General features: G+C 69.0%; 28 protein-coding genes. 8 read left to right on the top strand and 20 right to left on the bottom strand.

All coding sequences use genetic code 11. The annotated features are described in order from the left end of the window. Positions 1-116: 116 nt before the first annotated feature. On the bottom strand, positions 117-512 hold the full coding sequence (locus ON19_RS06635) for a nitroreductase/quinone reductase family protein (protein WP_043688306.1): 396 nt from the start codon (positions 510-512) through the stop codon (positions 117-119). Positions 513-1,056: 544 nt separating this feature from the next. Here ON19_RS06635 and ON19_RS06630 point away from each other — a divergent pair. Continuing rightward, a complete protein-coding gene (locus tag ON19_RS06630) occupies positions 1,057-1,719 on the top strand; it encodes a phosphate signaling complex PhoU family protein (RefSeq protein WP_043688441.1) in 663 nt (220 codons plus the stop codon). 45 nt (positions 1,720-1,764) lie between these two features. On the opposite strand, the gene ON19_RS06625 is transcribed toward ON19_RS06630, so the two are convergent. Then, positions 1,765-2,625: an RNA polymerase sigma factor gene (locus tag ON19_RS06625; RefSeq protein WP_043688304.1), complete on the bottom strand. Its 861-nt coding sequence runs from the start codon at positions 2,623-2,625 to the stop codon at positions 1,765-1,767. 64 nt (positions 2,626-2,689) lie between these two features. After that, positions 2,690-3,640, bottom strand: a complete 951-nt coding sequence (locus ON19_RS06620) for a haloalkane dehalogenase (protein WP_372478628.1) — start codon at positions 3,638-3,640, stop codon at positions 2,690-2,692. Between the two features lie 614 nt (positions 3,641-4,254). Between ON19_RS06620 and ON19_RS06615 the strand changes: the two genes are divergently transcribed. Beyond that, a complete protein-coding gene (locus ON19_RS06615) occupies positions 4,255-4,977 on the top strand; it encodes an HNH endonuclease family protein (protein WP_043688303.1) in 723 nt (240 codons plus the stop codon). Between the two features lie 7 nt (positions 4,978-4,984). Here the strand turns inward: ON19_RS06615 and ON19_RS06610 are convergent, their stop codons facing one another. Next, positions 4,985-5,428 carry a hypothetical protein gene (locus ON19_RS06610; RefSeq protein ID WP_043688301.1) on the bottom strand — a complete coding sequence of 148 codons (444 nt, stop codon included), beginning with the start codon at positions 5,426-5,428 and terminating at the stop codon, positions 4,985-4,987. Between the two features lie 86 nt (positions 5,429-5,514). On the opposite strand from ON19_RS06610, the gene ON19_RS06605 reads away from it, so the two are divergent. Continuing rightward, entirely contained in the window at positions 5,515-6,315 is an 801-nt protein-coding gene (locus ON19_RS06605) for a helix-turn-helix domain-containing protein (protein WP_043688300.1), read from the top strand. Positions 6,316-6,380: 65 nt separating this feature from the next. Here the strand turns inward: ON19_RS06605 and ON19_RS06600 are convergent, their stop codons facing one another. The 5 genes from ON19_RS06600 to ON19_RS06580 all read right to left on the bottom strand — a co-directional run bounded on the left by ON19_RS06600 (position 6,381) and on the right by ON19_RS06580 (position 11,831). Beyond that, on the bottom strand, positions 6,381-7,583 hold the full coding sequence (locus ON19_RS06600) for an FAD-dependent oxidoreductase (protein ID WP_043688298.1): 1,203 nt from the start codon (positions 7,581-7,583) through the stop codon (positions 6,381-6,383). Positions 7,584-7,764: 181 nt separating this feature from the next. Then, positions 7,765-8,409 (bottom strand): PadR family transcriptional regulator, encoded by a 645-nt coding sequence (locus ON19_RS06595; RefSeq protein ID WP_043688297.1) that lies wholly within the window; start codon positions 8,407-8,409, stop codon positions 7,765-7,767. Between the two features lie 58 nt (positions 8,410-8,467). Beyond that, positions 8,468-10,501, bottom strand: a complete 2,034-nt coding sequence (locus ON19_RS06590; protein ID WP_043688295.1) for an MDR family MFS transporter — start codon at positions 10,499-10,501, stop codon at positions 8,468-8,470. 55 nt (positions 10,502-10,556) lie between these two features. After that, positions 10,557-11,513 (bottom strand): sigma-70 family RNA polymerase sigma factor, encoded by a 957-nt coding sequence (locus tag ON19_RS06585; protein ID WP_043688294.1) that lies wholly within the window; start codon positions 11,511-11,513, stop codon positions 10,557-10,559. An 81-nt stretch (positions 11,514-11,594) separates the two neighbouring features. Continuing rightward, positions 11,595-11,831, bottom strand: coding sequence for a hypothetical protein (locus ON19_RS06580; RefSeq protein WP_043688293.1), 237 nt, complete (start codon positions 11,829-11,831; stop codon positions 11,595-11,597). Between the two features lie 170 nt (positions 11,832-12,001). Here ON19_RS06580 and ON19_RS06575 point away from each other — a divergent pair, with 170 nt between their 5' ends. Continuing rightward, the gene (locus ON19_RS06575; RefSeq protein ID WP_043688292.1) at positions 12,002-12,640 is read left to right on the top strand and encodes a TetR/AcrR family transcriptional regulator; all 639 of its coding nucleotides are present in this window, start codon (positions 12,002-12,004) and stop codon (positions 12,638-12,640) included. On the opposite strand, the gene ON19_RS06570 is transcribed toward ON19_RS06575, so the two are convergent. Continuing rightward, positions 12,637-13,278, bottom strand: a complete 642-nt coding sequence (locus ON19_RS06570) for a TetR/AcrR family transcriptional regulator (RefSeq protein ID WP_043688290.1) — start codon at positions 13,276-13,278, stop codon at positions 12,637-12,639. The two genes, ON19_RS06575 and ON19_RS06570, sit on opposite strands and share 4 nt — an antisense overlap. Positions 13,279-13,410: 132 nt before the next feature. Here ON19_RS06570 and ON19_RS06565 point away from each other — a divergent pair, with 132 nt between their 5' ends. The 4 genes from ON19_RS06565 to ON19_RS06550 all read left to right on the top strand — a co-directional run bounded on the left by ON19_RS06565 (position 13,411) and on the right by ON19_RS06550 (position 17,110). Then, positions 13,411-14,853, top strand: coding sequence for a lipase family protein (locus ON19_RS06565; RefSeq protein WP_438803619.1), 1,443 nt, complete (start codon positions 13,411-13,413; stop codon positions 14,851-14,853). Positions 14,854-14,979: 126 nt separating this feature from the next. Continuing rightward, the gene (locus ON19_RS06560; RefSeq protein WP_043688289.1) at positions 14,980-15,855 is read left to right on the top strand and encodes an oxidoreductase; all 876 of its coding nucleotides are present in this window, start codon (positions 14,980-14,982) and stop codon (positions 15,853-15,855) included. Between the two features lie 428 nt (positions 15,856-16,283). Further along, positions 16,284-16,748, top strand: coding sequence for a glucitol operon activator (locus ON19_RS06555; protein WP_043688288.1), 465 nt, complete (start codon positions 16,284-16,286; stop codon positions 16,746-16,748). Continuing rightward, positions 16,745-17,110: a DUF3817 domain-containing protein gene (locus tag ON19_RS06550; protein ID WP_043688286.1), complete on the top strand. Its 366-nt coding sequence runs from the start codon at positions 16,745-16,747 to the stop codon at positions 17,108-17,110. The genes ON19_RS06555 and ON19_RS06550 overlap by 4 nt, the downstream gene beginning before the upstream one ends. Positions 17,111-17,131: 21 nt before the next feature. Here the strand turns inward: ON19_RS06550 and rdgB are convergent, their stop codons facing one another. The 10 genes from rdgB to clpS all read right to left on the bottom strand — a co-directional run bounded on the left by rdgB (position 17,132) and on the right by clpS (position 24,522). Then, on the bottom strand, positions 17,132-17,743 hold the full coding sequence (gene rdgB, locus ON19_RS06545; RefSeq protein ID WP_043688285.1) for an RdgB/HAM1 family non-canonical purine NTP pyrophosphatase: 612 nt from the start codon (positions 17,741-17,743) through the stop codon (positions 17,132-17,134). After that, a complete protein-coding gene (gene rph / locus ON19_RS06540; RefSeq protein ID WP_043688437.1) occupies positions 17,743-18,513 on the bottom strand; it encodes a ribonuclease PH in 771 nt (256 codons plus the stop codon). Before rph ends, rdgB begins: the two co-directional genes overlap by 1 nt. Positions 18,514-18,960: 447 nt before the next feature. Further along, complete coding sequence (locus tag ON19_RS06535; protein WP_043688284.1) at positions 18,961-19,725, bottom strand: cyclic nucleotide-degrading phosphodiesterase; 765 nt, start codon at positions 19,723-19,725, stop codon at positions 18,961-18,963. Between the two features lie 69 nt (positions 19,726-19,794). After that, positions 19,795-20,520 carry a rhomboid family intramembrane serine protease gene (locus tag ON19_RS06530; RefSeq protein ID WP_083899194.1) on the bottom strand — a complete coding sequence of 242 codons (726 nt, stop codon included), beginning with the start codon at positions 20,518-20,520 and terminating at the stop codon, positions 19,795-19,797. Positions 20,521-20,586: 66 nt separating this feature from the next. Further along, positions 20,587-21,549, bottom strand: coding sequence for a PLP-dependent cysteine synthase family protein (locus tag ON19_RS06525; protein WP_043688283.1), 963 nt, complete (start codon positions 21,547-21,549; stop codon positions 20,587-20,589). 8 nt (positions 21,550-21,557) lie between these two features. Further along, a complete protein-coding gene (locus tag ON19_RS06520; protein WP_043688282.1) occupies positions 21,558-21,830 on the bottom strand; it encodes a MoaD/ThiS family protein in 273 nt (90 codons plus the stop codon). A gap of 34 nt (positions 21,831-21,864) precedes the next feature. Further along, positions 21,865-22,284 carry a M67 family metallopeptidase gene (locus ON19_RS06515; protein ID WP_043688435.1) on the bottom strand — a complete coding sequence of 140 codons (420 nt, stop codon included), beginning with the start codon at positions 22,282-22,284 and terminating at the stop codon, positions 21,865-21,867. 169 nt (positions 22,285-22,453) lie between these two features. Beyond that, the gene (locus ON19_RS06510) at positions 22,454-23,518 is read right to left on the bottom strand and encodes a P1 family peptidase (RefSeq protein ID WP_043688280.1); all 1,065 of its coding nucleotides are present in this window, start codon (positions 23,516-23,518) and stop codon (positions 22,454-22,456) included. Between the two features lie 61 nt (positions 23,519-23,579). Beyond that, positions 23,580-24,149, bottom strand: coding sequence for an oxidative stress transcriptional regulator AosR (aosR, locus tag ON19_RS06505; RefSeq protein ID WP_043688279.1), 570 nt, complete (start codon positions 24,147-24,149; stop codon positions 23,580-23,582). Between the two features lie 22 nt (positions 24,150-24,171). Then, on the bottom strand, positions 24,172-24,522 hold the full coding sequence (gene clpS, locus ON19_RS06500; protein ID WP_039796380.1) for an ATP-dependent Clp protease adapter ClpS: 351 nt from the start codon (positions 24,520-24,522) through the stop codon (positions 24,172-24,174). Positions 24,523-24,557: the final 35 nt, after the last annotated feature.

Raw genomic sequence — 24,557 nt, 5'->3', positions numbered from 1 at the left:
CAGTGGTAGGAGTACGGTCCAGCGGGCGGTCAACACACGGATCATGCCCACCATCGTCCCAGCAAACTATCCGCATCCTGGTCGGGTGCAATCTCGACGCACCCGGCCCCGGGGGCTCAGTCGTCCAGATCGATGCGGAGGGTGAGCAGGTCGGTGCCGACGAGCCGGACGGCCGCGCTGTTGGCCCGCGGCAGGGCGGCGAGGCGGGCACGCGGATCGTCGTCGGGCAGCAGGTGCGCGGTGCCCGTGTGCCACCGCCCGTGCAGCCGCAGCCGGACCCGGTTGTCCGCCTTGATGTTCCGGACATACTGCGAGCGCTCGCCGAACTCGGCGACCAACCAGAATTCCCGCCCGATCCTCCGCCCGCCGATGGGCGTGGTCCGTGGCTGTCCGCTGACCCGGCCGGTGGTCTCCAGCAGGGTCTGTCCGGGCAGCGTGCGAAGGATCGGGTTGCCGACCCGGCGCTGGAACGCCGTCACCACCCGATGCTGAATGTCGCGCAAGTTCGGCATGCCGCGACGGTAACACCGGCGACATCCGCGGGCAGGCTTCGCGCCCGCGCGATTCGGGCGCTGAGCAGGGCTCGGGCAGACGCGCACCCGGCCGTGGCGCGCACAGGCACCGGATCGCAAACACCCCGCTCGCGGCACCGGGCAGGATCGACCGTCCGCGCCGCCGCCGCGGGCAGGGCGGGGCATGCGGTGAGCAATCGGACGAGTCGACGTGCGCCGCAACGGCTCACTGTGATGTGCACCATAATTCTCCGTTCCGGCAATAACTCTCCGCCGCTTGTCCCGGACCGCGCCGACCAGCGCGATCGCGCGGAGTCGACGCAAGCGACGCCCTCGGTCTCGTGCGCCGAGCCGGTGGCTCCGCCGAAGCCCGCGCTGCTCGAAAAAATCACCAGGACCAGGGTTTTCCACGCGACCCACGCGCTCGCGCCGCGCGGTTGGTGATCGCGGCGGGGCCGCGGGCGCCGAACCGAGGCGAGGTCGTTACCGAAGAACATCCGGCAAGGAATCGACCCCGCACCGGTCGATAGGTGAGAATTTGGCGGTGCGCACTCAGTTCACTGCCGAGCTCATCGCGTTGACGAAAGATCTGACGCTGATGTGCACGCTCGCCCACGACGCCGTCGAGCGTGTCACCGACGCGCTCGTCGACGCCGACCTCACCGCGACCTACGAGGTCTTCGCGCTCGACGAGCAGTTGCAGAAGATGTACGGCGCGTGTGAGGCGCGCACCGTGGTGCTGCTGGCGTTACAGGCGCCGGTGGCGCGCGACCTACGGCACGTGGTGACCGCGATCCAGATCGCCGGTGAACTGTCCCGCATCGGCTGGCTCGCCAGCCGGGTCGCCGACCAGGTGTACCGGAGCCATCCGGGACACGTGGCGACGCAACCCATCCTGGACATCCTCGCCGCGATGGGTCAGTTGGCGGCGCAGCGCACGGCGTTGGCCGCGCAGGCGGTCGCGGGCCACCAGGCGCAGGCCGAGGAGCAGACGCCTACCGCGCGGCCGATGGAAACGCTGCACCAGCAACTGCATGCCGTGCTGCGCGAGCCGGAGTCCCAACCGTCCACCGAGGTCGCGATCGATATCGCGCTGCTGGGTCACCACCTGGAACGCTGTGTCGACCACACGGCACGCATCGATCGGCTCATTCGCTTCCTCGACACCGGGGTTCCCCCGACCGCCCAGCCCACCGACGACGAGTGAGCCGCCTCCGGTAGCCGATCGCCGCGACGCGGGCTGCCGAGCCGGTCACTTCTCGTCGAGCAGGGGGAAGCGGCCGGAACCGAGCAGCCCCGCGATCGCGTCCATCTTCGCTTGCGGCGCGGCGTAGTCCGGGTGCGCGCGCAGCACCGACGCCGCATCGTGCAACCGGACCATCTGCTGTTCGGCTGCGGCCGCGGTGCGCCCGCCCGGGCTGACCGGATGGCGCGCGTACACCGGACGGCGCTGGTCGACCCGTCCCAGCGCGAGCGCTCGGTCCACCCGGCGCGAGCAGCGGCAGAACGCTTGCGGGTCGACCAGGCCGCAGGTCGCGTTCAGGAAGTTCCCGAGCCGTTTCTTGGCGCGCTCCAATCGCTTTCGGTAGGCGGCGGGAGTGATGTCGAGAATCCAGGCGGCCTCGGTCGAGTTCAGCTCGAACACCTCGCCGAGCACGAAGGCGACCCGTTCGTCGCGGGCCAGGCATTGCAGCATGCCCTGACTACAGGTGAGCCGCACTTCCGCGGTCAGCAGCACCGCTTCCGGTCCGCGATAGTCCGCCTCCGACAAGCCGTCGGCCAGCCCGTCCCGGTAGGCCTCCAGGCTCAGTTGCGCGGCCTCGTGCGGGGTCTGCCGCCGCAGGTTCAGCAGGTGGTTGACGCCGATGCGGTAAGCCCAGGTGAGCAGCTTCGCCTCGGCGCGCCAGGTGTGCAGATGACCGAGGACGCGCACCAGGATCTCCTGCGTCGCGTCTTCGGCCTCGGCGGGCCGCCAGACCATCCGCAGCGCCAGCCGGTAGAGCGGGTCCTGCAGCAGGCGCACCACCTGGGCGACGGCGTCCCGGTCGCCCGCGACCGCGCGCGCGACCATGACCTGCTCGTCCGCCGCGACCCGCTCGTGCTGCGTGCTCATCCGGCCATCATTCGGCCTGGGTCGCGGTCGACGCAAGCAGCGCCGGGTCACCCCGTGGCGCGGGTCACGAGCGAGCTGCGGTCCCGATCAGGGCGTGCCGGTCCAGCCACGCCGCGACAGCCCGGCCGATCTCGTCCGGCCGGTCTTCCGGCGCGTGGTGGCCGCCGGGACCGATCGGCGCGACCTCGGCGCTCGCGAAAGCGCTCGCAGCCCAGTCGATCACCTCCGCCGCCCCCATTCCGACGCCGTTCTCCAGCGCCATCAGCAATTTGGGCACCTCGGGTGTCGCGGCCGCCCACGCGCCGTAGTTGCGCACCAGAGCGACCACGTCGGCGGGCTCTCCGTCCAGCGGGAACTCGCGCGGCCACGCCAGCAGCGGCTTGCGCGCGGCCGGTGTGGGGTACGGGGCCCGGTACACATCGTGATCCTCGGCCGACAGGTCTGCGACGCCCCTCGGCAGGTTGAACTCGATGAAGGTGTTCTCCTCCAGCACCATTCGCTCTCCTTCCGCCGAGCGGAACTTCCGGAACAACTCGGCGCCGAGCGCGGGCAGCTCGTCCCAGCGCATCGGCCGCAGGAACGTCTCGATCAGCGCGACTCCGCGCACCCGGCCCCGGTGCCTGGCGGCCCAGTCCATGCCCAGCGCGCCACCCCAGTCATGGCCGACCAGCACCACCTGGTCCAGCCCGAGTGCGTCGAACCAGGCGTCCAGGTATGCGGCGTGATCGGTGAACCGGTAGTCGCTGTCGGGCTTGCCCGACTCCCCCATGCCGATCAGGTCGGGCGCCAGCGCCCTGGTCCGGTCGGCGACGTGCGGAATCACGTTGCGCCACAGGTACGACGAAGTCGGATTGCCGTGCAGGAACACCACGGGGGTGTCGCCCGCACCGGTGTCGCGGTAGTGGATGAAGGAGTCGAGTACGTCGACGGTCGGCATGATGTGGTCCTTCCGGGTCCGGGTCTGCTTGCCTGCACCCGTTTCGACACACGATTTCGCTTGTCTGTGACCGGACACGACGTGAGCATCGTCACAGGACCGAGCGGATGGACGACACCCGCGCTGCGCCGTCATCTCAGGGAGACATCCGTAGTCATGCAGTAGATGTATGGCCGAAACTGAAGATCGGCTGAGAAATTTTTCGAACCATCAGAACGAACTTGCCAATCTACATATCGCCTATCTACTGTTTTGATACGTAGAATCAAGCGCGATCGAGATGGAGCGGATGCGTGCTGGCGCCCCATAGGGTACGGCCTCCCCGGTCACCGGCACCCACCGGATCCCGATCGCCCTGATCGTCACGAGCGAGTCCGGAACAGGCGCGGCTCGACACCTCGGGACCTCCCCCTCATCAGCCCCGTGGTGTCGTCCCAGTGCGGAATTCGGAGTGGACAACCATCCGCACAACCGCGCGGCTCCACAGGTCTCCTCGTGATAGACCGCCCCCGAATCGGCGCCGGCACGGCGATTCGGGGGCGGGCCCGCTTTCCGGCCCGGTGGCCTTGTGAGCCTCCGGATATCGACCACCTGTGCCGAATCTCATACGCGCCATTCGGTTGTGCGAACACCCGGACTGGATACTTTGACGCCGGTTACAGTTTCAAGTGGATTCGGCGTTAGGAAGTTCGATGAAGTCCACAGCGCAGCGGCTGGCTCTGATCGGTGTCATGGTCGCGACTTCCATCGGACTGGTCGGGTGTTCCTCCATCCGGCCCAGTGAGTCGACGGCGGCGCAGTGCGGTTCCGACGGCCGGGCCTGCGCCGACGCGCCCGCCTCGATGCCAGGGCGGGACGCCCTCGCCCTCTTGAACTCCCTGCGCGTCGCGGATCGCGCACCCAGAACCGGCTACAGCCGAGACGAATTCGGGCCTCCGTGGTCGGACAATGTCTCGGTGCCCGGCGGCGGCAACGGCTGCGACACCCGCAACGACATCCTGCAGCGCGACCTGACCGACGTGACCTTCAAGTCGGGCAAGTGCATCGTCGCCACCGGGACCCTCGCCGACCCCTACACCGGCAAGACCATCAACTTCAAACGCGGCACGAAGTCCTCCGACGAGGTGCAGATCGATCACGTCATCGCGCTCTCGGACGCCTGGCAGAAAGGCGCACAGCAGCTTTCCGCCGAACGCCGACGTGACCTGGCCAACGATCCACTGAACCTGCAAGCCGTGGACGGTCCCACCAACCAGTCCAAGAGCGACTCCGACGCGTCCGAATGGCTGCCGCCGATCAAGGGCTATCACTGCGCCTACGTGACCAGGCAGGTCCAGGTGAAGGCGGCATACCAGCTCTGGGTCACCCCGGCCGAGAAGGACGCCATGGTGCGGATCCTCACCGCCTGCCCCTGAGCATTCCTCACGCGACGCCGATGTACTGGTGGTCCCACCGGATCCGGCCCTCGTCATCGAGTGCGATCACGTCGTACCCACCGCCGACGACGGCCCCGTCCGCCTCGGCCACCATGTGCCAGGTGACGCCGATCAGGTTCACCGACAACCGCACCGCGGGTCCTGCTCCCACGAACACGTGCTCGCCAGGGGCGACGAACTCGTCGTACGCGCGATCGACGCGACGGTCCAGCGCTTCGTAGCCGCGGATCTGCACGGTCGGAATCGGGAAGGACAACTGGGCCAATGCCTCCCGCATCGCCTGCGGCGGGTCCACCAGCACCTGGGCGCCGTCCTCGGACCACAGACGCCTGATCTGTTCGTGCCTGGCGTCGGCGTCGGGCTCGTTCCACAGCGCGATGTACCGCTCGGTGAATCGCGACAGTTCCTGCTCATCGAGTTGTTTGCTCATGCCGCAGAGTTTTGCCGTCGTCCGGCGCGTGTGCGATTCCCCGCAGGGTATGGCCAAGGACCAACCACCCGCCCGATACTGCTGCTATGACGACGGCGGTCCAGTCCACCGGGTTCGCCCGGCAGCTCAAGCATTGGCGGACCCTGCGCCGGGTCAGCCAGCTCGATCTCGCGATCCGCGCCGACACCACACAGCGACATCTGAGTTTCCTGGAGCAGGGCCGCTCGCGCCCCGGCCGCACCATGGTGGTGCGGCTGGCCGAATCACTGGACCTGTCGCTGCGGGAACGCAACGGATTGCTGCTCGCCGCGGGCTACGCGCCGATCTTCCCCGAATCGGAAATCGACACCGTGGAACTGGCGCCGGTGCTGGAGGCTCTGCGGGCCGTTCTGGACGGTCATCTGCCCTACCCGGCGCTGGTCGTCCGGCCCTACGGAATCCTGCTCGCCGCCAACGCCGCCTTCGACGTGCTCACCGAGGGCGCCGCCCCTTGGCTGCTGGAGCCTCCGGTCAACGTACTGCGGCTCGCCCTGCATCCCGACGGCTTGGCCGCCCGCGTGCTCAACCTGCCGGAATGGGGCAGGCACGTCACCGAGGCGCTGCGCAACCGGATGACCCGCAGCCCCGATCCCGCCCTCGACGCACTGATCGACGAGCTGGAAACCTATCTGCCGCAAGCCGAACCGGGGCCGGAGCATCTCGGTTTCGCGGTGCCCCTGCGTCTGCGCCGCGACGAAGGCGAGTTGCGTCTGATCACCACGCTCACGTCGTTCGCCACCGCCGTCGACGTCACCCTCGCCGAATTGCAACTGGAGGCGTTCCTGCCCGGCGACGAGCAGACCGCGCGGATCCTGCGCGACCGCGCGGCACGACGCCTAGGGGAATGACGCTCACCATTACGGAATGAGCGATCCCGCCGGTCGGCCGGACCGGCGGGATCGCTCAGCAGGACTCAGACCGCCGCGAGTTCGCGGTCGGCGGGCGCGTCCCAGTCGATCCGGTAGCGCTGCTCGGGCCCCATGGACTTCTCCGGTTTCATCACCGTCTTGGCCATCAGCGGCATGAGCAGCTGCATCATCTTGCGCCCCACCGGTCCGGGCGTCTTGCTGTGGTTGATCTTCGCCGCGCGAGCCGCGACGCCCTCCACCCGGTCGCGGCGCAAGCGCTCGTAGACCGCGAACGCCTCCGCGGCGGGCAGATCACGCAGGCAGCGGGCCAGCTGCACGGCGCTCTCGATCGCCAGCGACGCTCCCTGGCCGGAGCTGTTGGACGGGGCGTGCACCGCATCGCCGACCAGCACCATCCGCCCGCGATACCAGTGCGGCACCGGCGGCATGATGTGCAGCGCGCCGACCACCTCCAACTGCCCCTCGGTGGTGCGACGAGCGAGTTCGCCGCCGGGAGTGTCGTCGCGGTAGGTCTCGCGCAGGATCTCCAGCCAGCGCGCGTTCGGCACGGCCCGCGCCGCGGTGAGCGACAGATACTGCTTGTGCGGCAGATTCGCTCCCCACGCCACCCGTCCGTCCCCGACCGGCCAGTACAGGTAGTACGCCCGCTTGCCGAACGCGAAAGTCATGGTCTCAGGCGCGATGTCGGCGTCGCACTCGGTGATCGCGCCGAAGCCGAGCATGCCGGTGTAATCGGGCCCCGGCGCGTTCGGGTCGATCAGCGTGCGCACGGCCGAGCGGATACCGTCCGCACCGATCAGCACGTCGGCGGTGGCCGTGCTGCCGTCGGCGAAGCGCGCGGTGACGCCCGACGCGTCCTCGTGCGCGTCGACCAGGCGCTTGTCGTACTCGAACGGAACGCCCGCGGCGATCGCGTGCCGGTGCAGGGCTTGGTGCAGCTCGCTGCGATCGACCAGTTGCAGCGGCGGCACGTCGGACAGGCCGGGCAGCGCCAGCACTTTGTCGCCGACGGCCATGTTCATCTTCGTCACCGGCTGGGCGATCGCGCGAACGGGATCGCCCGCCCCGATGATGTCGAGGGCGGCGATGCCGTTGGGCGCCAGCGCGAGGCCGCTGCCGATGCCGTAGGACGGGCCGGGGTAGGCCTCGTAGACGCGGGCTTCGATACCCGCTTTGAGCAGGGCAGTCGCGACTACCGGGCCGGCGATGCCGCCACCGATCACCAGGGCGGTACGTGTTGTGGACATGGGTGTCTCCAGGATTCGTGCGATTCGGGTTTTCGGTTCCCCGAACCGACCCACGCGCCACCCACCCGGTTATCCTGTGGTTGCCAGCCTTGTAGCCGGGTGCGCGTTCGCGGGCGCGGTTCGAGACTGTTCGATCGGGCCCGGCGGCGGTGTTGCCGCACCTCGCCGGGTCCGGTCTCGGCTAGTTCTCGGCCATCCCCCTCTCCACCAGCTCGGCGACCTCGGACTGACGCATGCCGCGTTCGTGCCATTCCCGCCACTGCACCAGCCCGGGGAAGGCGCCCTCGGTCAGCTCGTCGCGCAGCGAACGCGTCCACGCCGCTTCGGCTTCCAGCATGGCCAGCCCGAACTCGGACTCGATGATGAACAGGCGCGGCAGCGTGCCCGCCAGTTCACCCAGTTCGCGGCGCACGGTCTCGATGGTCCGCCCCAGCGCTTCGAGCCGGGCACCGAGCAGTTCGACCACCTCGGCGGGCGGAAGCACCGCGAGCATGGACAGACCCGCGACGAACCGGTGCGGTTCCGGTTCCGGAGTCGACAGCAGCTCCCTGGTCCAATCGGCCATCTCGGCGCGGCCCGCGTCGGTGATCCGGTAGATCACCCGCTCGGGCCGGGCGCCCTCCCGCTCGCTGCCGACGATCTCGAGGAAACCGACCTTGGCCATGTTCTGCACGACCGTGTAGAGCGAACCCCACTTGATCGCCATGTCATGGTCTTTGCCCCGGTCGCGCAAGGTCTGCGCGATCTCGTACCGATGCATCGGGCGCTCGACGATCACGGACAGCACCGCGAGCGCGAGCAGGTTGTCCACCTTGCGTTTCTTCATCGCGGCGCCTCCTTACTCGTCTACGAATATACGTGCACGAGTATTTGGAGGCAAGAAGTCAGACCCGCACCGTTTCCTCCTGGCGCGCCTCGTCTTCCAGCAACTTCGTGGCGATGTTCGACAGCGCCCGGTCCAGCAGCGCGCGGTCGACGGGATCGGCTTCGTTCCAGTCGTCGAGTCTGCGGTCGAGCCAGCGCCGCCAAGCCGCCTTGATCCGATCCATCTCGGCCGCACCGGAGTCGGTGAGCCGCAACCGGTCCGCGTCCCGTGTCAGATACCCCTCCGCGCCGACCTGGTCGTAGATCGGCTCGATCACCTCCTCGGGCAGGCGGTGCGCCCGCGCTATTGCCGCGAGCGTGGCGTCGCCCGTGATCCGCTCGCGCAGATACACCTGCCCGAGAGCCCATGCTTCGCCCCGCGTGAGATCGCTGTCCGCCTCGGCGAGGAGGCGCGGTCCGATCAGGTCCCCGGCCCCCGCCTTGCGCATGGTGCCCGCGATCGCGCGCTCCAGTTGCACCAGCCGGTCGGGAGAGTCGGGCACCGAGAACCCTTCGCCCACGTCGCCCGCGCCCGCCCGCGCGCTGTCGCGCAGCGGCACCTCGGGCAGGAACCACGCGATCACGAATCCGGCGAGCGCGACCGGCACCACCCAGAAGAACACGTGACCGATGGAGTCGGCGTACGCGTCGATGATGGGGATCGACTGTTCGGCGGGCAGTGCGCGCAACGACTGCGGGTCGGCCGCGACGCCCGGCGGCACCACACGCACGCGAGCCAGGGCAGCGGCAAGGTTCGGCTCGATCTCGTTGCTGTACAGCGTGCCGAAAATCGCCGTTCCGAAGGCGCTTCCGAGCGTGCGGAAGAACGTGACGCCCGAGGTCGCGGTGCCCAACTGGGCGTAGGGCACGGTGTTCTGGACGACGATGGTGAGCACCTGCATGGCCAGGCCGAGACCGAGGCCCAGGATCAGCATGTACAGCGACTCCAGCCACGTTTCGGTGGTCCGGCCCATGGTCGACATCAAGTACAGCCCGAGCGCCATGACCAGCGTGCCCGCGATCGGGAAGTACCGGTACCGGCCGGTCTTGCCGACCACCTGCCCGGACAGGATCGAGGTGGCGAACAGGCCGGCCACCAGCGGCAGGGTGCGCACGCCGGACATAGTGGCCGAAACGCCGTCGACGTACTGCAGGTAGGCGGGCAGGTAGGTCATCGAGCCGAGCATCGCGAAGCCGACGATGAAGCTGAGCACGGAGCAGACCGTGAACACCCGGCTGCGGAACAACCCCATCGGCAGCATCGGTTCCGCGGCCCGCAACTCCACCGCGACGAATGCGCCCAGCAGGATCACCGCCGCGGCGAACAATCCGACGATCATCGGCGAGCCCCACGCGTATTGCTGTCCGCCCCACTCCAGTCCGAGGATCAGGCACGAGACGCCCAGCGCCACCAGACCGATGCCCGCGTAATCGATGATCGGCTTGGCCGCGGCGCGCACCCGCGGGATGGTGCGCGCCGCCAAGACGATCATGACCACGGCGACCGGCACGTTGACGTAGAAGCACCAGCGCCAGCTGGCGTGATCGGTGAACAGGCCGCCCAGCGTCGGGCCGATCACCGTGGTCACGCCGAACACCGCGCCCAGCGCGCCTTGGTATTTGCCACGCTGCCGCAGCGGGATGATGTCGGCGATCAGTGCCATCGAGGTGACCATCAGCCCACCCGCGCCGAAGCCCTGAACGCCGCGGGCCAGCACCAGCAGCAGCATGCCGTTGGCCAGACCGGCGACCATCGAGCCGACGATGAAGATCACCGCGCTGACCTGGAACACCAGCTTGCGGCCGAACAGGTCGCCGAGCTTGCCCGCCAGCGCCGTCGCCACCGCCTCGGCCAGCAGATACGAGGTGACCACCCAGGCCATGTGCCCCGCCCCGCCGAGGTCGGCGACGATGGTGGGCAGCGCGGTGGACACGATGGTCTGGTCCAGCGCCGCCATCAACATGCCGAGCACGATCGTGCCGAACACGACGTTGGTCTTGGCCCTGCCCATCGGGGCCGCTGGGTCCGCGGCGACAGCAACCGAACCGGCCATCTGCCCAGTATGGGACTTCGCTGCTTCGATGGACATCCAGCGACACGGCAGCGAATCAGCCGAGCAAGCCCTCCAGCGCCTTGGCCCGCGCGGGCTGCCGCAGTTTCGCCATGCCCTTGGCCTCGATCTGGCGAGCTCGCTCGCGGGACACTCCGTAGGTCTTGCCGACCTCGTCGAGCGTCTTCGGCTCCGCGCCGCCCAGCCCGAAGCGCAACGCGATGACCGCCGCCTCCCGTTCGGTCAACGCGCCGAGTGCCCGGTCCAGCTGATCGCGCAGCGCCGACTCGGCCGCCGACTCGGACGGGTCCGGCCCGGCATCGGCGATGAGTGCGCCGAACTCGGTCGCATCGTCGCCGACCGGGGTGTGCAGCGACAGCGGTTCGCGAGCGAGATCGAGCAGCTCACGCACCTTTCCCGCGGACAGTTCCAGCTCCGCGGCCAGTTCCGCGACCGTGGCCGCGCGACCCAGGCGCTGGGCGAGCGCCCGCTGCGCGCGGTTCAGCCGGTTGAGCACCTCGACGACGTGCACCGGAATGCGGATGGTGCGGCTCTGATCGGCCAGCGCTCGGCCGATCGACTGCTTGATCCACCAGGTCGCGTAGGTGGAGAACTTCAACCCGCGCCGGTGATCGAACTTCTCCACCGCGCGCATCATGCCCAGCGTGCCTTCCTGGACCAGGTCCAGCAGCGATATGCCGGTCGGCGTGGGATACCGCTTGGCGATCGAGACGACCAAGCGCAAGTTGGCCTCGACCATACGGTCCCTGGCGCGCGAGCCGTCCGCGATCCGGCGGCGCAGTTCCCGGCGCTCTCGCACGTCGAGTTCGGCGGCCGCACCGGCATCGCCGAGGCGCAGCGCGGCTTGCTCGCCCGCCTCGATCCGCTGGCCGAGTTCGACCTCCTGCGCGGCGGTGAGCAGCGGGGTCCGGCCGATGAGCCGCAGATAGTCCTTGATCGGGTCGTCGCTGACGGTGCCGGTGAAGCGGAGGGGGCGGGTGCACAACTTGGTCATGGAACGTCCTTCCTGGTGGAGCGAACCGTTCGGCGGCGTGCGGGTACACGCCGCCGAACGGTGAGTTGGGGCGGCGAGCGGTCAGCCACGCCCCGGGATACGCAGCGGACGCTGCGGCTTGGCGCGATAACCGCTGGCGCCCCGGATCGTTTGGACGCCCTTACGTTCGCGGCGCCGCGGGCTCGGATAGGAGCGCGCCGACGGCGCGGTGCGCACGACACCGGTGATGCGGGGAGCGCCGGTCGCGTCGTCTCCTTCGGCGAGGAGCAGGCGAACCGCGGTTTCGACGACGGTGGGCGCGGTGGTCTTGTCGGCCATGACGACTGGTCCCTTTCGGTCGGTGCTGGAGCTGATGTGAGCCGAGGTCGCTTCGACAAGTCCGTGGTGCATGGTGGCCGTCCCTTCGTTCCGATGACGAGCACAAACTTAGAACGAACATAAAAATATGTCAAGACGATTTTTAGGTCGACTTCAGATAGAGTGGCGGCATGACCACGCCGGACCTCGGGCTTCGTGCCAGAAAAAAGCAACAGACCAGGGACAACATCTCCCACCACGCGACCTTGCTGTTCCTCGAGCACGGCTTCGAGAAGGTGACCATCGCCGACGTCGCCGCCGCGGCGCAGGTCGCCAAGATGACGGTCACCAACTATTTCCCCCGCAAGGAAGATCTCGCGCTCGACCTGCACGAAGTGTTCGTCGACCAGCTCGCCCGCGTGGTGCGCGAGCGCGCCTCCGGCGAGTCCGCGAGCGCGGCTCTACGGCGGGACTATCTGGCCGCCGTGGCCCGGCACGATCCGGTGGTCGGCTTCTCCGGACCCGAGTTCGCCCGCATGATCACCGACAGCCCCGCATTGGTGGCCCGGCTGCGGGAGTTCCACGACGAGCGGGAACGGGCACTGGCCGCCGCGCTCGCCGCGGAAACGGGCACCGCCGACACCGATATCACGCCCCGGGTGGCAGCCGCACTGCTCGGCGGCGTACATCGCGTGCTGTTCGACGAGACCCTGCGCCGCACATTGGACGGCGAATCCGACGACGACATCGCCACGGCCCTCACCCGGTACATCGGCGCCGCGTTCGACACGCTGGAGCAGGCGATCGGCGACTACGCCGTGCGCGGCTAGCTCTGCGCAGGCCGCTCGATCAGCGCCATCGCGATCGGGACGAGCAGATCGACGAGTTCGGCCGCCGTCGGGCGCGGGTCGGCGAGCACCCACTCGTGCGCGAGCCCGTTGATCGCGCCGATCAGAGCGCTCGCGCCCCACCCGGGCGCACCCCGCACGCGCGAACCGGGCGCGACGACGGGCACTACCCGGGACTCCAGCACCGCCGCCCAGGCGTGACGGCGGTCGCGACGGTGCCGCTCCATCCGGTCGCTCACCCCGACCACTTCGATGAAGGCGACCTTCGCGCGGTAGGAATCGGAGCCGATCGATTCGAGGTAGGCCGTCACCACGGCGGTCATCGCGGCGGGCAGGTCGAATCGGGGGTCGAGGTCCCCGAGCCGGGCCAGCACGGCGGCCGCGGCCTCGTCCTGGATCCGGTCATAGGCCGCGACCAGCACGTCCTCCCTGGCGTGGAACTCCTCGTAGAACTGCCGCTTGGACAAGCCCGCCGCGGCGCACACGTCGGCCAGTGAGCAATTCGCGTAGCCGCGCTCGGCGAAGAGCCGGGTGGCCGCGTCGAGGAACCGCTGACGCCGCTCGGCTTTGCGCTCCACGACGGCACGTCCGCCGTATTGCCTGCCCACTGTCGCCGTCACACCTCTCACCGTAGCGAAATCGCGGCGACCACGAACTATCTCACCGGCCGAGGCTGCGGCGAGATTCGTTCTTGTGATCCGGGTCATGACACCGCATACTCGTGCCTAGTCTGAAACCGATGGGGCTCACATATGTGGCTCGAAGAACGAAGAGGTTCTCGCGTGGTCATTTCCCGCAAGTACGCACCGAAGCTGTTCGCGGCCCTCGCCGCGGTGGCCGTGGGGCTGGCCTTCCTTCCGGCCGGGCCGGCGTCCGCCGAACCGGCGCCGAACGATCCGGTGATCCAGCCCGCGCTGCCCTTCCCGGTTCCACCGCTACCGCCCGGCTTCGACCCGGCGTTCTATCGCCCGGCCCCGGAGACCTACACGGACCTGGCGCCCGGCCGGATCATCGCCGCACGCCAGGTCAACCTGGCCAACCTGTCGCTTCTCCCGGTGAACGTGGACGCCTGGCAGCTGTCCTACCGCTCCACCAACTCCCGCGGCGAGCCGATCCCCGCCGTGGCCACGGTGATCAAGCCCCGCGGCTACGTCGCCGACCGGCCGCTGTTCTCGTACCAGATCGCGGAGGACTCGACCGGCAACTACTGCATGCCGTCGTATCAGCTCCAAATGGGTTCGATCCCGGCGACCCTGACCGGTTCCACCCTGGTGGCCGCGCAATTCCTCGAGGTGCAGGCGGCACTCGCCCAGGGCTGGGCCGTAGTGGTCCCCGATCACCAGGGGCCCGACTCGGCCTACGCCGCAGGGCCATTGGCCGGGCGCATCACCCTCGACGGCATTCGCGCCGCGGAGAACTTCGCGCCGATGCAACTGTCCGGGACCGCGACCAGGGTCGGGATGATGGGCTACTCCGGCGGCGCCATCGCCACCGGCTGGGCCGCCGAGCTGAAGCGAAGCTACGCACCTGAACTGCACGTGGTCGGCACCGCCGAGGGCGGCATTCCGGCCGACCTGTCGGCCGCGTTGCGGATGGCCAACGGCAATCTGTCCGCGGGGCTGATCTTCGCGGGCGCGCTCGGCGTCTCCCGCGAGTATCCCGAACTGCGGAAATTCCTCGACGAGAACGCGAACGGCCTGGGCAAGCTCATTATCGCGGGCAAGGAACAGCTCTGCGCGAGCTACCAGGCCGCGCTGTTCCCGTTCGCGGACAACCTCGGGATGCTGGCGAAGAATCCGTTCACCGAACCCGCGGTGGTCGACGTGCTGAACAAGACGAAGCTGGGCCAGGCCGTGCCGGACATGCCGATGCTGATGTACCAGGCCAACGCCGACTGGCTGATCCCCGTCGGACCGGTCGACGCACTCGTCGCGACCTACGCCCAGGACCCGGGCGCGCGGGTCGAGTACATCCGCGACCACTTCAGCGAGCACCTGACGCTCGACCCGATCGGAGCGCCGCGCGCCATGCTCTGGTTGAAGGACCGCTTCGCGGGCATACCGGTCGCCGAGGGCGTGACGGTCACCGATGTCGGCTCGATGACCTTGGACCCTGCCACCTGGCAAGTGTGGAGCGAGACGGCGGGCGCCGTCCTCGCCGCCGTCTTCCAGCAACCCATCGGCAGCGGCCGCTAGCACGCCGCGCGCGAAAGCTCGTGTCGCGGCGGTGTTCCACGACACGAGCTCTTGCGTCTGAGACGATCATGAAAGGAATACCGTTCACACCTTCCCCCGTAACTTACTCCAAAGTAAGGTTGAGCCATGGCGTGGAAACCTACTGAGATCCCGGACCAGACGGGACGCACCTTTGTCATCACCGGCGCGAACGGCGGTCTGGGCGCCGTGGCCACGAAAGTCCTGGCCGCCAAGGGCGCGACCGTGATCATGGCCTGCCGCAACCCGGTCAAGGCGAAAGAGGTCGCCGGCGGCATCGACGGCGATGTCCGGGTAGCCGAACTCGATCTGGCCGATCTGGCCTCGGTGCGCAGATTCGCCGACGACAGCGGCGAATTCGACGTCCTGGTCAACAACGCGGGCCTGATGAACCTCCCCTTCTCGCGGACCAAGGACGGATTCGAAACCCAATGGGGTGTCAACCACCTCGGACACTTCGCGCTCACCGGCCTGCTGCTGGACCGGATCACCGACCGGGTGGTCACGCTCTCCAGCATCGCGCACAAGCAGACCCCGAAGCTCTGGATCGACGACCTGGACTACGAGAACCGTCGCTACCAGCGCAATCTCGCGTACGCGCAAGCCAAGCTGTGCAATCTGATGTTCGCGCGGGAACTCCAGCGCAGGCTGTCGGAGTCCGGCTCGGCCAAGCGCTCCTACGGCGTGCACCCCGGTGTCTCGGCCACCGACCTCTTCGCGCACACCGAGACCCCGCTCGACTACATCTCGAAGCCGTTCATCCGCCTCATCGGACACTCACCCGCCAAGGCCGCACACTCGACGCTGTTCGCCGCGACCATGCCCGATGCCGACCCCGAGGTCTACTGGGGTCCGACCTGGCTCTTCGGCACGCAGGGGCCGGTCAAGGCCGCGTCGTCCACCCGCCTCTCCCAGAACAGGGAGCTGTGGCAGCGGCTGTGGGCCGAGTCCGAGCGCAAGACCGGGGTCACCTACTCGTTCTGAGCCGAAGGAACTCGTCGGCGGTCGACAGGGCTGCCGTCGTCCGAGACGGGCCGCTCACTCACGCGACCGAGGGGCCGCTCGATCGCAGCGGGTCGCCCCCAGTGAGCGGCCCGAGCGTTCGCGCGGGCAGGCCGTCAGCGTCTCGTCCGCACGCTGAACTCCTCGACCGACAAGCCGCCCCTGGGGTCAACGGCAACGGGGTTCCGGGATTCCGGCGGGCCTGCCCGTCTGTCGAGCACGTGGCACGGCAACAGGCGCTCCGGCAGTCGCGCACGGTCGATTCGCCCGCCTCACTCCCCTCGGTCCACCGGCACCGAACAAGCTCTTACCTCGGGCCGAGCAATGCCGCGATGATCGTGGTCACAGCGTGCCCGGCACGGTGTACCTGGTACTACGGCCCGCGTAGTAGAACGGGTACCGTAGTAGCCGTGTCCGCCTCACCCCGCCGCTCGGCACACAATCGCCCGGCCCTCATCGCGCTGGTGATCTTCGCCGCGCTGGGGTGCCTGGCGCTGGCCTGGTGGCAGTGGGAACGGTACGACTCCGCCACCGGCACCGGCCAGAACCTCGGGTACGCGCTGCAATGGCCCCTGTTCGCGGGTTTCGCCGTCTTCGCCTACTTCCGGTTCGTCCGGCTCGAGCGTGCGGCCGCCGAAGAGGACCACTCCGCCGACGCCACGCGGCGCACTTCCGCCCCGGCCGGGCGCGCCGCGAAACCGGCCGCCCCCACGGAGCTCCCGCCGGGCCTGCTGCCCGAACGCCCGAAGGCCGTCCGGGCCGAAGACCCCGTGCTCGCCGAGTACAACCGGTACCTCGCCGCGCTGCACGCCGACGACATCGATGAGCAGGTCCGCTCGGCAGGCCTGCACACCCGCGAGAGGAGCGCCGGTTGACCACCAGCGAGAATTCCACCGAGACCACCACCGCCCCGGCCCAGGCGGGCAACGCCGCCAAAATCGGTCCGGCACTGCTGCGCTACCGGGCGCTGGCCTGGATCACCGGTCTCTGGCTGCTGCTGCTCACCGGCGAGATGATCGCCAAGTACGGCTTCGACGTGCACACCCCCAGCTGGATCGCCGTGGTGCACGGGTGGGTGTACTTCGTCTACCTGCTGTTCACCGCCGACCTCGCGGTCAAGGTCCGCTGGCCGGTCCTGCGCACCGTCGGCACCCTGCTCGCGGGCACCATCCCGCTGCTGTCGTTCTTCGTCGAGCACGTCAACGCCAAGCAGATCAAGCAGAACTTCGGCGTCTGACCCGGCGGATCGCCGCCCGCGTCAGCCTTCGGTGAGTGCCGCCAGCGCAGGCGTCAACTGGGCCAACGCCCGTCCGCGATGCGATACCGCGTCCTTCTCGGCGGGCGTCAACTGGGCCGCGGTGACCTCGCCGCCCTCCGGAGTGAACAGCGGGTCGTAGCCGAAACCGCCGTCGCCGACCGGCTTGCGCCCGATCGTGCCGGGCCATTCGCCGCGCACCACGGTCTCCACGCCCCCTGGCACCACGAGCGCGCAGGTCGACACGAACCGCCCGCCACGGCGCTCGTCCGGCACATCGGACAGCTGCGCCAGCAGCAGCGTGTTGTTGGCCGCGTCGTCGCCGTGCTTGCCGGACCAGCGCGCCGACAGCACGCCGGGCATCCCGTTCAACGCGTCCACCTCGAGGCCGGAATCATCGGCGACACAGGCCAATCCCGTGGCCGCGGCGCCGTCGCGGGCCTTGGCCAGCGCGTTCTCCTCGAACGTCGCGCCGGTCTCGGGCGCCTCGTCGTACGGGGGAACGTCGTTCAACCCGACGATCTCGATTCCGGCGATACCCGCCTCGTCGAGAATGCGGCGCAGCTCGTTCAGTTTCTTGGCGTTGCGGCTGGCAACCAGTAGACGGCGGGTCATCACTTCTTCTTCGTTTCGGACTGCTCCGGAAGCCCGCCGGGATACGGCAGCGCCAGCGCCTCTTTCTGCACGACGAACAGTTGCTCACAGCCCGCGAGCGCCGCGTCGAGCAGCTTGTCCAGCGTGGAGCGCGGGAACGTGGCGCCCTCGCCGGTGCCCTGGATCTCCACCAGCGTTCCGGTGTCGGTCGCGACCACGTTCATGTCGACCTCGGCGCGCGAATCCTCCTCGTACGGCAGATCCAAGCGCACCCGGCCGTCGACCACGCCGACGCTCACCGCGGCGATCGCGCACGAGATCGGCTGGGGGTCGGCCAGCGCACCGGCCGCACCGAGGTAGGTCACCGCATCCGCCAGCGCCACGTAGGCGCCGGTGATGGCGGCCGTCCTGGTACCACCGTCGGCCTGCAACACATCGCAGTCGATCGCGATGGTGTTCTCGCCGATCGCGGCCAGGTCGATGCAGGCGCGCAGCGAACGGCCGACCAAGCGGCTGATCTCCTGGGTCCGTCCGCCCACCCGGCCCTTCACCGACTCCCGCCCGCTGCGGGTGTGCGTCGCGGCGGGCAACATCGCGTATTCGGCGGTGAGCCAGCCCAATCCGGAGTCACGCCGCCACGGTGGCACCCCCTCGGTGACGCTCGCGGTGCACATCACCCGCGTCTGACCGAACTCCACCAGCACCGAACCGGCTGGATGCGTGGTGAATCCACGGGTGATCCGGACCTCGCGGAGCTCATCGTCCGCCCTGCCATCGGCTCGTCTCGACACGGCCACAGCCTACTGTGTTCGATTTGCCGCGACTTCGTCGCGGCGTGTTCGCGGCCCCTTTGTGGCTCGCGTCCGAGCGACCGCCGCTGGCGACTTCGTCGCGGACGCGGCGGCCGCTCGGACGCGAGCCGGGCCGCGAACGGCGCATGCTCGGTCTCGCTTCGCTCGAAACCTGTGGTTGGGCCGGTGCTGGTTGCGTCGAGTGATGAGGCTTGCTCCTGAGCGCTTGCCGAGGATCAGAGGGTCGCCAGTTCCTGAGAGCGATCGGGGTTCAGGTTCAGCATTCTGGCGATGGTGCCCGCTGCTGGTGACGGCCGTGTGCGCGGAAGGTACGGCAGCCTCCGGCGGCCTCGATGCGGCGAGGGCCGGTGCCAGGCCGGGGATGGTGCGGTTGGCGCGTTCGGAGTGCACCCTTCATCTCGCGCCGGTGATCCGAGGCCGATTCGGTCAGAGGTCGAAGGTCTCGCCGGGGGCCACGGCGTGTACGGGGCCGGCGAACTGTGCTTTCGCCTCGGCGATCACGTCCTCGCGGGAAGTCCACGGGGGGATGTGGGTGAGCAGCAATTCCTTCACGCCGGCCTCGGCGGCGATCTGGCCCGCCTCGGTGCCCGAAAGATGTATGCCGGGCGGCCGATTCGCTGGGTCGTGGGTCCAGGACGCCTCCGCCATCAGGACGTCGGCGCCCTGCGCGAGTTCGTGGACCTGGGGGCAGAGTGCGGTGTCGCCGGTGTAGACGAAGGTGCGTCCGGCCGCGGTGACGATCCGCAGACCGTAGGACTCCGGCGGGTGGTACATGCGGCGCGCCGTCACCGTGTGGCCCGGCCCGAACGAGATGGGCTCACCTTCGACCCAGGGCTGCATATCGATCACGTCGGACCAGTCGTCGCATTCGCCGCCGATCTCGGCGGAGGCGTTGCCGATGCGCAGCGAGGTGTCCGAGGGGCCGCGCACGATCGCCTTTCCCTCCGGCGGGGTCGGGTGGTAGCGGCGCCACACCAGCAAACCGGGCAGATCGAGGCAGTGGTCGGCGTGCAGATGGGTCAGGAAGATGTCGACCTCACCGGGATCGGCGTGGCGCTGCAACGCGCCGAGCACTCCGGGACCGAAATCGATGACCGTCGGCCGCATGTCCGGGCCGGTCAGCAGGTAACCCGACGCAGGAGAGTCCGGGCCGGACACACTGCCCGAGCACCCGAGGACGGTAAGGCGCATCCCCCCATGCTGCCACGCGGAATTCTCACTCAAGAAAGGGTCCCCCACATTCTCCGGCGGGCCGCGTGCTCACCGCGGCGCCGCGCCGATTCCGGCTCGATCCCCGCGGCGGTTTCGTCGTGCATCTCCAGAGAGTACCCAGCCGGCCAGCAATCCACTCAACGCGCCGAATAGGTGCCCCTGCCAAGAGATTCCGGGCTCGCCCGGCAGCACGCCCCACAGCAGCGACCCGTAGAGCGCCAGCACGACGAGGCCGAGCGCGATCTGCCCGATGTTCCGGGCGAACCAGCCACGCGAGATGAGGAAGGTCAGCCAGCCGAATACCAGCGAGGACGCGCCGAGATGCAGGCTGCCCGTCGCTCCGGTGAGCCAGGTGCCGAGCCCGGCCACGAGCCAGATGATCGCGGTCGCGGCCAGCCCGCGCCCGATGCCCGCCAGCAGCACGAGAAAGCCCAGCACCAGCACCGGAAGCGTGTTGCCGATCAGGTGCGGCCAGCCATTGTGCAGCAACGGGGCGAACACGATGCCGGTCAGCCCGTCGGCACGGCGCGGCTCGATGCCCGCGGCGTCGAGCCGTCCGTCGACGAAGGTATCGACCCCTTCGATCCCGTAGAGCACCGCGACGAAACCGGCGATCAGCACCCCCGCGCGCAACCACAACTGCTTGATCGCGCCGAAACCTCCGGTCGCCGGTGCCGTGGGCGGCCCCGGCACGCCGACGGGCTTGCCCAGCTGCGCACGCATCGCCGCGATCCGATCAGGATCGAACGACGGCCCGAGTCCCGCGCCGGTCATGGCCACCTCCTCGCCGTGGCGGGGTCGTGGCCCCGCCTCACCGAGGGTACCGGCGCGGCGGGGAAATCAAGCCCAGAGCTGGCCGTCGAGCCGCTCTTCCGCCTCTTCGAGCGTGCCGTCATACGCCCCGGTGGACAGGTACTTCCACCCGCCGTCGGCGACCACGAACGCGATGTCGGCGCGCGTGCCCGCCTTCACCGCCTTGCGGGCGACCCCGAGCGCGGCGTGCAGGATGGCGCCGGTGGAGATGCCGGCGAAGATGCCTTCTTCGAGCACCAGTTCGCGGGTGCGTTTCACCGCGTCGTACGGGCCGACCGAGAAACGGGTGGTCAGCACGCTCTCGTCGTACAACTCCGGGATGAATCCCTCATCGATGTTGCGCAGGCCGTAGACCAGTTCGCCGTAACGCGGCTCGGCCGCGACGATCTCGATGCCGGGCACCTTCTCCCGCAGGAAACGGCCGGTCCCCATCAGCGTGCCCGTGGTGCCGAGGCCCGCGACGAAATGCGTGATCTCGGGCAGGTCGGCGAGGATCTCCGGGCCGGTGGTCTCGTAGTGCGCCGACGCGTTCGCCGGATTGCCGTACTGGTAGAGCATCACCCAGTCCGGGTTCTCCGCGGCGATCTGCTTGGCCAGCGCGACGGCCTGGTTGGAGCCGCCCGCCGCGGGGGAATCGATGATCCGCGCGCCGAACATGGTGAGCAGCTGCCGCCGCTCCACCGAGGTGTTCTCCGGCATCACACAGATCAGCCGGTATCCCTTGAGCTTCGCGGCCATGGCCAGCGAAATGCCGGTGTTCCCGCTGGTGGGCTCCAGAATCGTGCACCCGGGTCGCAGCAGCCCGTCGGCCTCGGCCTGCTCGATCATCCGCAGGGCGGGCCGATCCTTGATCGAACCGGTGGGGTTGCGATCTTCCAGCTTGGCCCACAGCCGCACGTGGTGGTCACCGTCCCACTGGGGAGACAGGGTGCGCAGGCCGACCAGCGGGGTGTTGCCGAGGGTCGCGATCAGCGATTCGTAACGCGCCACGAGACGGGTCAGCCTCCGGCCACGGCGGGCAGGATCGTGACGCTGGCGTCCTGAGGCACCTCGGCCTCGAGCCCGCCCGCGAAGCGCACGTCCTCGTCATCCACGTAGATGTTGACGTAGCGGTTCAGCTTGCCGTCCTTCAGCAGGCGCTCGGCGAGCCCGGGGTGATTGGCGTCGAGATCATCGATCAGCGCGGACAGCGTGGCGCCCTCGGCCTGCACGCGCTTCTCACCTCCGGTGAGGCCCCGCATGATGGTCGGGATGGACACGGTTACCGGCATGAGTACTCCTCGGTTTCGCGAACGGGCATCGGGTCTAGTTCTCGTACGCGTCGACGATCCGCACCGGCTCCTCGGTGACCTCGCCGTCGACGATCCGGTAGCTGCGCAGCTCGTGCTGCTCGGGGTCACGGGTGGAGATCAGCACGTAGTGCGCGAACGGCTCGGAGGCGTATGACACGTCGGTCCGGCTGGGGTAGGCCTCGGTGGCGGTGTGCGAGTGGTAGATCACCACCGGCGTCTCGTCGGCGTCGTCCATCGCGCGCCACACCTTCAACTGCTCACCGGAGTCGAAGCGGTAGAACGTGGGCGAACGCTCGGCGTTGACCATGGCGATGAAGCGCTCCGGACGGTCCGAGCCCTCCGGTCCCGCGATGACACCGCAGGCCTCGTCCGGGTGATCGGCGCGCGCGTGCGCCACCATCGCCTCCACGAGGTCGGCCCTGATCACCAGCACGAGTCGCACCCTTTCCACCACGCCGACCCATCGCAGTCGACAACGAGCCAGAATATTCGGGTATTCCCTCGGCGACGTCGCCCGGTCCCCGGTTCGGCCCCACCAGCGCACATCCGACCGCGCACTCGATACCGACGCCTACGGTGCCCCGGTTGCGGGTATCGCCCGTTCAGCCTCCGAATAGACCGCGGTAGGCCGGGATGCCCGCCACCGTCTCCGCCGAGCGGATCGCGTCGACGATGGCGCGCTCGACGCAGACGGCGGCTGCCGTGCAGATCTCGTCCAGGACGAGCAGATCGGCCGGAAAGGCGGGTGGCAGCGGAATGTCCGTGTCCTCCTCGGCCGTGCCGGTGGCCAGCGCGAAGAGCGTGTCCCCGTCCAGTGGCGAATGCGCGGGGCGGATCGCCCTGGCCAATCCGTCGTGCGCGGTGACCGCGACCCGCTTGCAACCCGCGGGATCGAGCGGCGCGTCGGTGGCGACGATGCCGATCGTCGTGTTGAGCACGGTGCCCTTCACCGGCAGCGCATTGGCCGCCGTCAACTGCTCCGCGGTCGGCGTGCGCAGACCGAAGTAGTCGGGTCCGTCGGTGCCGCAACCCCAGGGCAGCCCGGTGCGTGGATCGAACACCGAGCCGACCGGATTCGCCACGATCAGCGCGGCGACGGTGATTCCGGCGGCGGCGCCTTCGCCGAGCACGATGCTGGCCGTGCCGATCCCACCCTTGATCGATCCGGCGCGTGCGCCGACGCCCGCGCCGACCGAGCCGCGAGCGAAATCGACCCCGGCCACCTCGGCCGCGCGATAGCCGAATTCGGCGGTCGGCCGGATGTCCCACGCGCCGACCGGCAGATCGAAGATCACCGCGCCGGGGACGATGGGCACCACCCGGCTCGCCTCCGACGGGTCCATCACGATGCCCGCGCCGTTCTCCTCCAGCCAGCGCATCACGCCGTCGGCCGCGGCGAGGCCGAAGGCGCTGCCGCCGGTGAGCAGGATCGCGTCGACTTGGCGGACGGTGTTCATCGGGTCGAGCAGGTCTGTTTCGCGCGTTCCCGGTCCGCCTCCGCGCACGTCGACCGCCGCCACCGCGCCGCCGGGTACGCGCACGACCGTGCATCCGGTCGCCGCCCCGGTCCCGAGTGTGGCGCTCGGATCGAGGACGTGGTGGTGCCCGACCAGCACTCCGGTCACGTCGGTGATCGAATTACGTTGTCCCGGCGCGGCATTCGCCATCTCTGCTCCTCACGGCCCGAATCTGCTGATCACTTCGCGCCGATCTTCGCACCGCGGCAGGTCAGGGAGCCAACGCCTGGAGCAGCGAGTCCTGCATCCAGGTCAGCCAGTGGTACACGTCCAGGTGCGGGGCGCGCGGATCCTCGGGGTCGAGATGGTCGGGCGTGTCGGCGTCGATGTTCAGTACCGTGCCGAGCGCCAGCCGCACGTCGGTGAGCGCGGTCAACCACGCGTCGGCCTGCTCGGGGGTGAGGACGATCTTGCCGCCCGCGCTCGGCACGGTGTCCAGCACCACCGAACCCGCCGCCAGCTTGGCGTCGATGATGTCGGGTTCGTGCAGGCCGCGCAGCGCGCTGTTGAGGTCGGCGCGTTCGGCGTCGGGCGAGCCGGGCTCGTTGCGGTGGAAGTCCGGCAGGAGTCTGCGCAGCCGCGGGTCCTCCGGCGGGACGGTGTTGCCGGATCGCAGTCCGGTGAGAGCGGCCAAGTCGTCGTCGGGGGCGGACCCGGCGCGCTCGTTCAGCAGCCCGGAGACCGCACCGACCAGTGACCGAAGCACATCGGCCTCACGTGCGTCCATTTCGGATCGCAGTTTGAGACCGCTCAGCGAGTTCTTCCTGCTCCACTTGCGCACGGCGTCAGGGTAGTCGTCCGGGTCAGTCGTCCCGCTGCATGGTGGCCCAGAGTCCCGCGGCGTGCAGCCGCTGGACATCGTGCTCCATTTTGTCCCGGGAACCGGACGAGACCACTGCCTTGCCTTCGTTGTGGACCTTCAGCATCAGTTCGGTCGCCTTCGCTTTGCTGTAGCCGAACAGCTTCTGGAAGATGTAGGTGACGTAGTGCATGAGATTGACCGGATCGTCCCAGACGACGGTCACCCAGGGGCGGTCCTCCGCCTCCAGTATCTCGGTGTACTCGACCGCTTCGGGTGTCGCCTGTGCCGCCGACAATGTCGCGTTCGCGGCGTCCACAACGACGTCACCCCGGACTGTGTTGCACAAGGCCATACGGTCAAGGGTACGACTCGACTCCGGATAAACAA

The sequence above is a fragment of the Nocardia abscessus NBRC 100374 genome (assembly GCF_000308455.1).
Lineage (GTDB): Bacteria > Actinomycetota > Actinomycetes > Mycobacteriales > Mycobacteriaceae > Nocardia > Nocardia abscessus.
Note: the sequence above shows the minus strand (reverse complement) of the source record. Positions and strands in the feature narration are given on the sequence as shown.

Bases quoted from the DNA above. Each gene is read 5' to 3' on its own strand.
- ON19_RS06635 (WP_043688306.1), bottom strand. From the start codon at position 512: ATGCCGAACTTGCGCGACATTCAGCATCGGGTGGTGACGGCGTTCCAG.
- ON19_RS06625 (WP_043688304.1), bottom strand. From the start codon at position 2,625: ATGAGCACGCAGCACGAGCGGGTCGCGGCGGACGAGCAGGTCATGGTC.
- ON19_RS06615 (WP_043688303.1), top strand. From the start codon at position 4,255: ATGAAGTCCACAGCGCAGCGGCTGGCTCTGATCGGTGTCATGGTCGCG.
- ON19_RS06610 (WP_043688301.1), bottom strand. From the start codon at position 5,428: ATGAGCAAACAACTCGATGAGCAGGAACTGTCGCGATTCACCGAGCGG.
- ON19_RS06605 (WP_043688300.1), top strand. From the start codon at position 5,515: ATGACGACGGCGGTCCAGTCCACCGGGTTCGCCCGGCAGCTCAAGCAT.
- ON19_RS06600 (WP_043688298.1), bottom strand. From the start codon at position 7,583: ATGTCCACAACACGTACCGCCCTGGTGATCGGTGGCGGCATCGCCGGC.
- ON19_RS06595 (WP_043688297.1), bottom strand. From the start codon at position 8,409: ATGAAGAAACGCAAGGTGGACAACCTGCTCGCGCTCGCGGTGCTGTCC.
- ON19_RS06590 (WP_043688295.1), bottom strand. From the start codon at position 10,501: ATGGCCGGTTCGGTTGCTGTCGCCGCGGACCCAGCGGCCCCGATGGGC.
- ON19_RS06585 (WP_043688294.1), bottom strand. From the start codon at position 11,513: ATGACCAAGTTGTGCACCCGCCCCCTCCGCTTCACCGGCACCGTCAGC.
- ON19_RS06580 (WP_043688293.1), bottom strand. From the start codon at position 11,831: ATGGCCGACAAGACCACCGCGCCCACCGTCGTCGAAACCGCGGTTCGC.
- ON19_RS06575 (WP_043688292.1), top strand. From the start codon at position 12,002: ATGACCACGCCGGACCTCGGGCTTCGTGCCAGAAAAAAGCAACAGACC.
- ON19_RS06565 (WP_438803619.1), top strand. From the start codon at position 13,411: ATGTGGCTCGAAGAACGAAGAGGTTCTCGCGTGGTCATTTCCCGCAAG.
- ON19_RS06560 (WP_043688289.1), top strand. From the start codon at position 14,980: ATGGCGTGGAAACCTACTGAGATCCCGGACCAGACGGGACGCACCTTT.
- rdgB (WP_043688285.1), bottom strand. From the start codon at position 17,743: ATGACCCGCCGTCTACTGGTTGCCAGCCGCAACGCCAAGAAACTGAAC.
- ON19_RS06535 (WP_043688284.1), bottom strand. From the start codon at position 19,725: ATGCGCCTTACCGTCCTCGGGTGCTCGGGCAGTGTGTCCGGCCCGGAC.
- ON19_RS06530 (WP_083899194.1), bottom strand. From the start codon at position 20,520: ATGACCGGCGCGGGACTCGGGCCGTCGTTCGATCCTGATCGGATCGCG.
- ON19_RS06520 (WP_043688282.1), bottom strand. From the start codon at position 21,830: ATGCCGGTAACCGTGTCCATCCCGACCATCATGCGGGGCCTCACCGGA.
- ON19_RS06510 (WP_043688280.1), bottom strand. From the start codon at position 23,518: ATGGCGAATGCCGCGCCGGGACAACGTAATTCGATCACCGACGTGACC.
- clpS (WP_039796380.1), bottom strand. From the start codon at position 24,522: ATGGCCTTGTGCAACACAGTCCGGGGTGACGTCGTTGTGGACGCCGCG.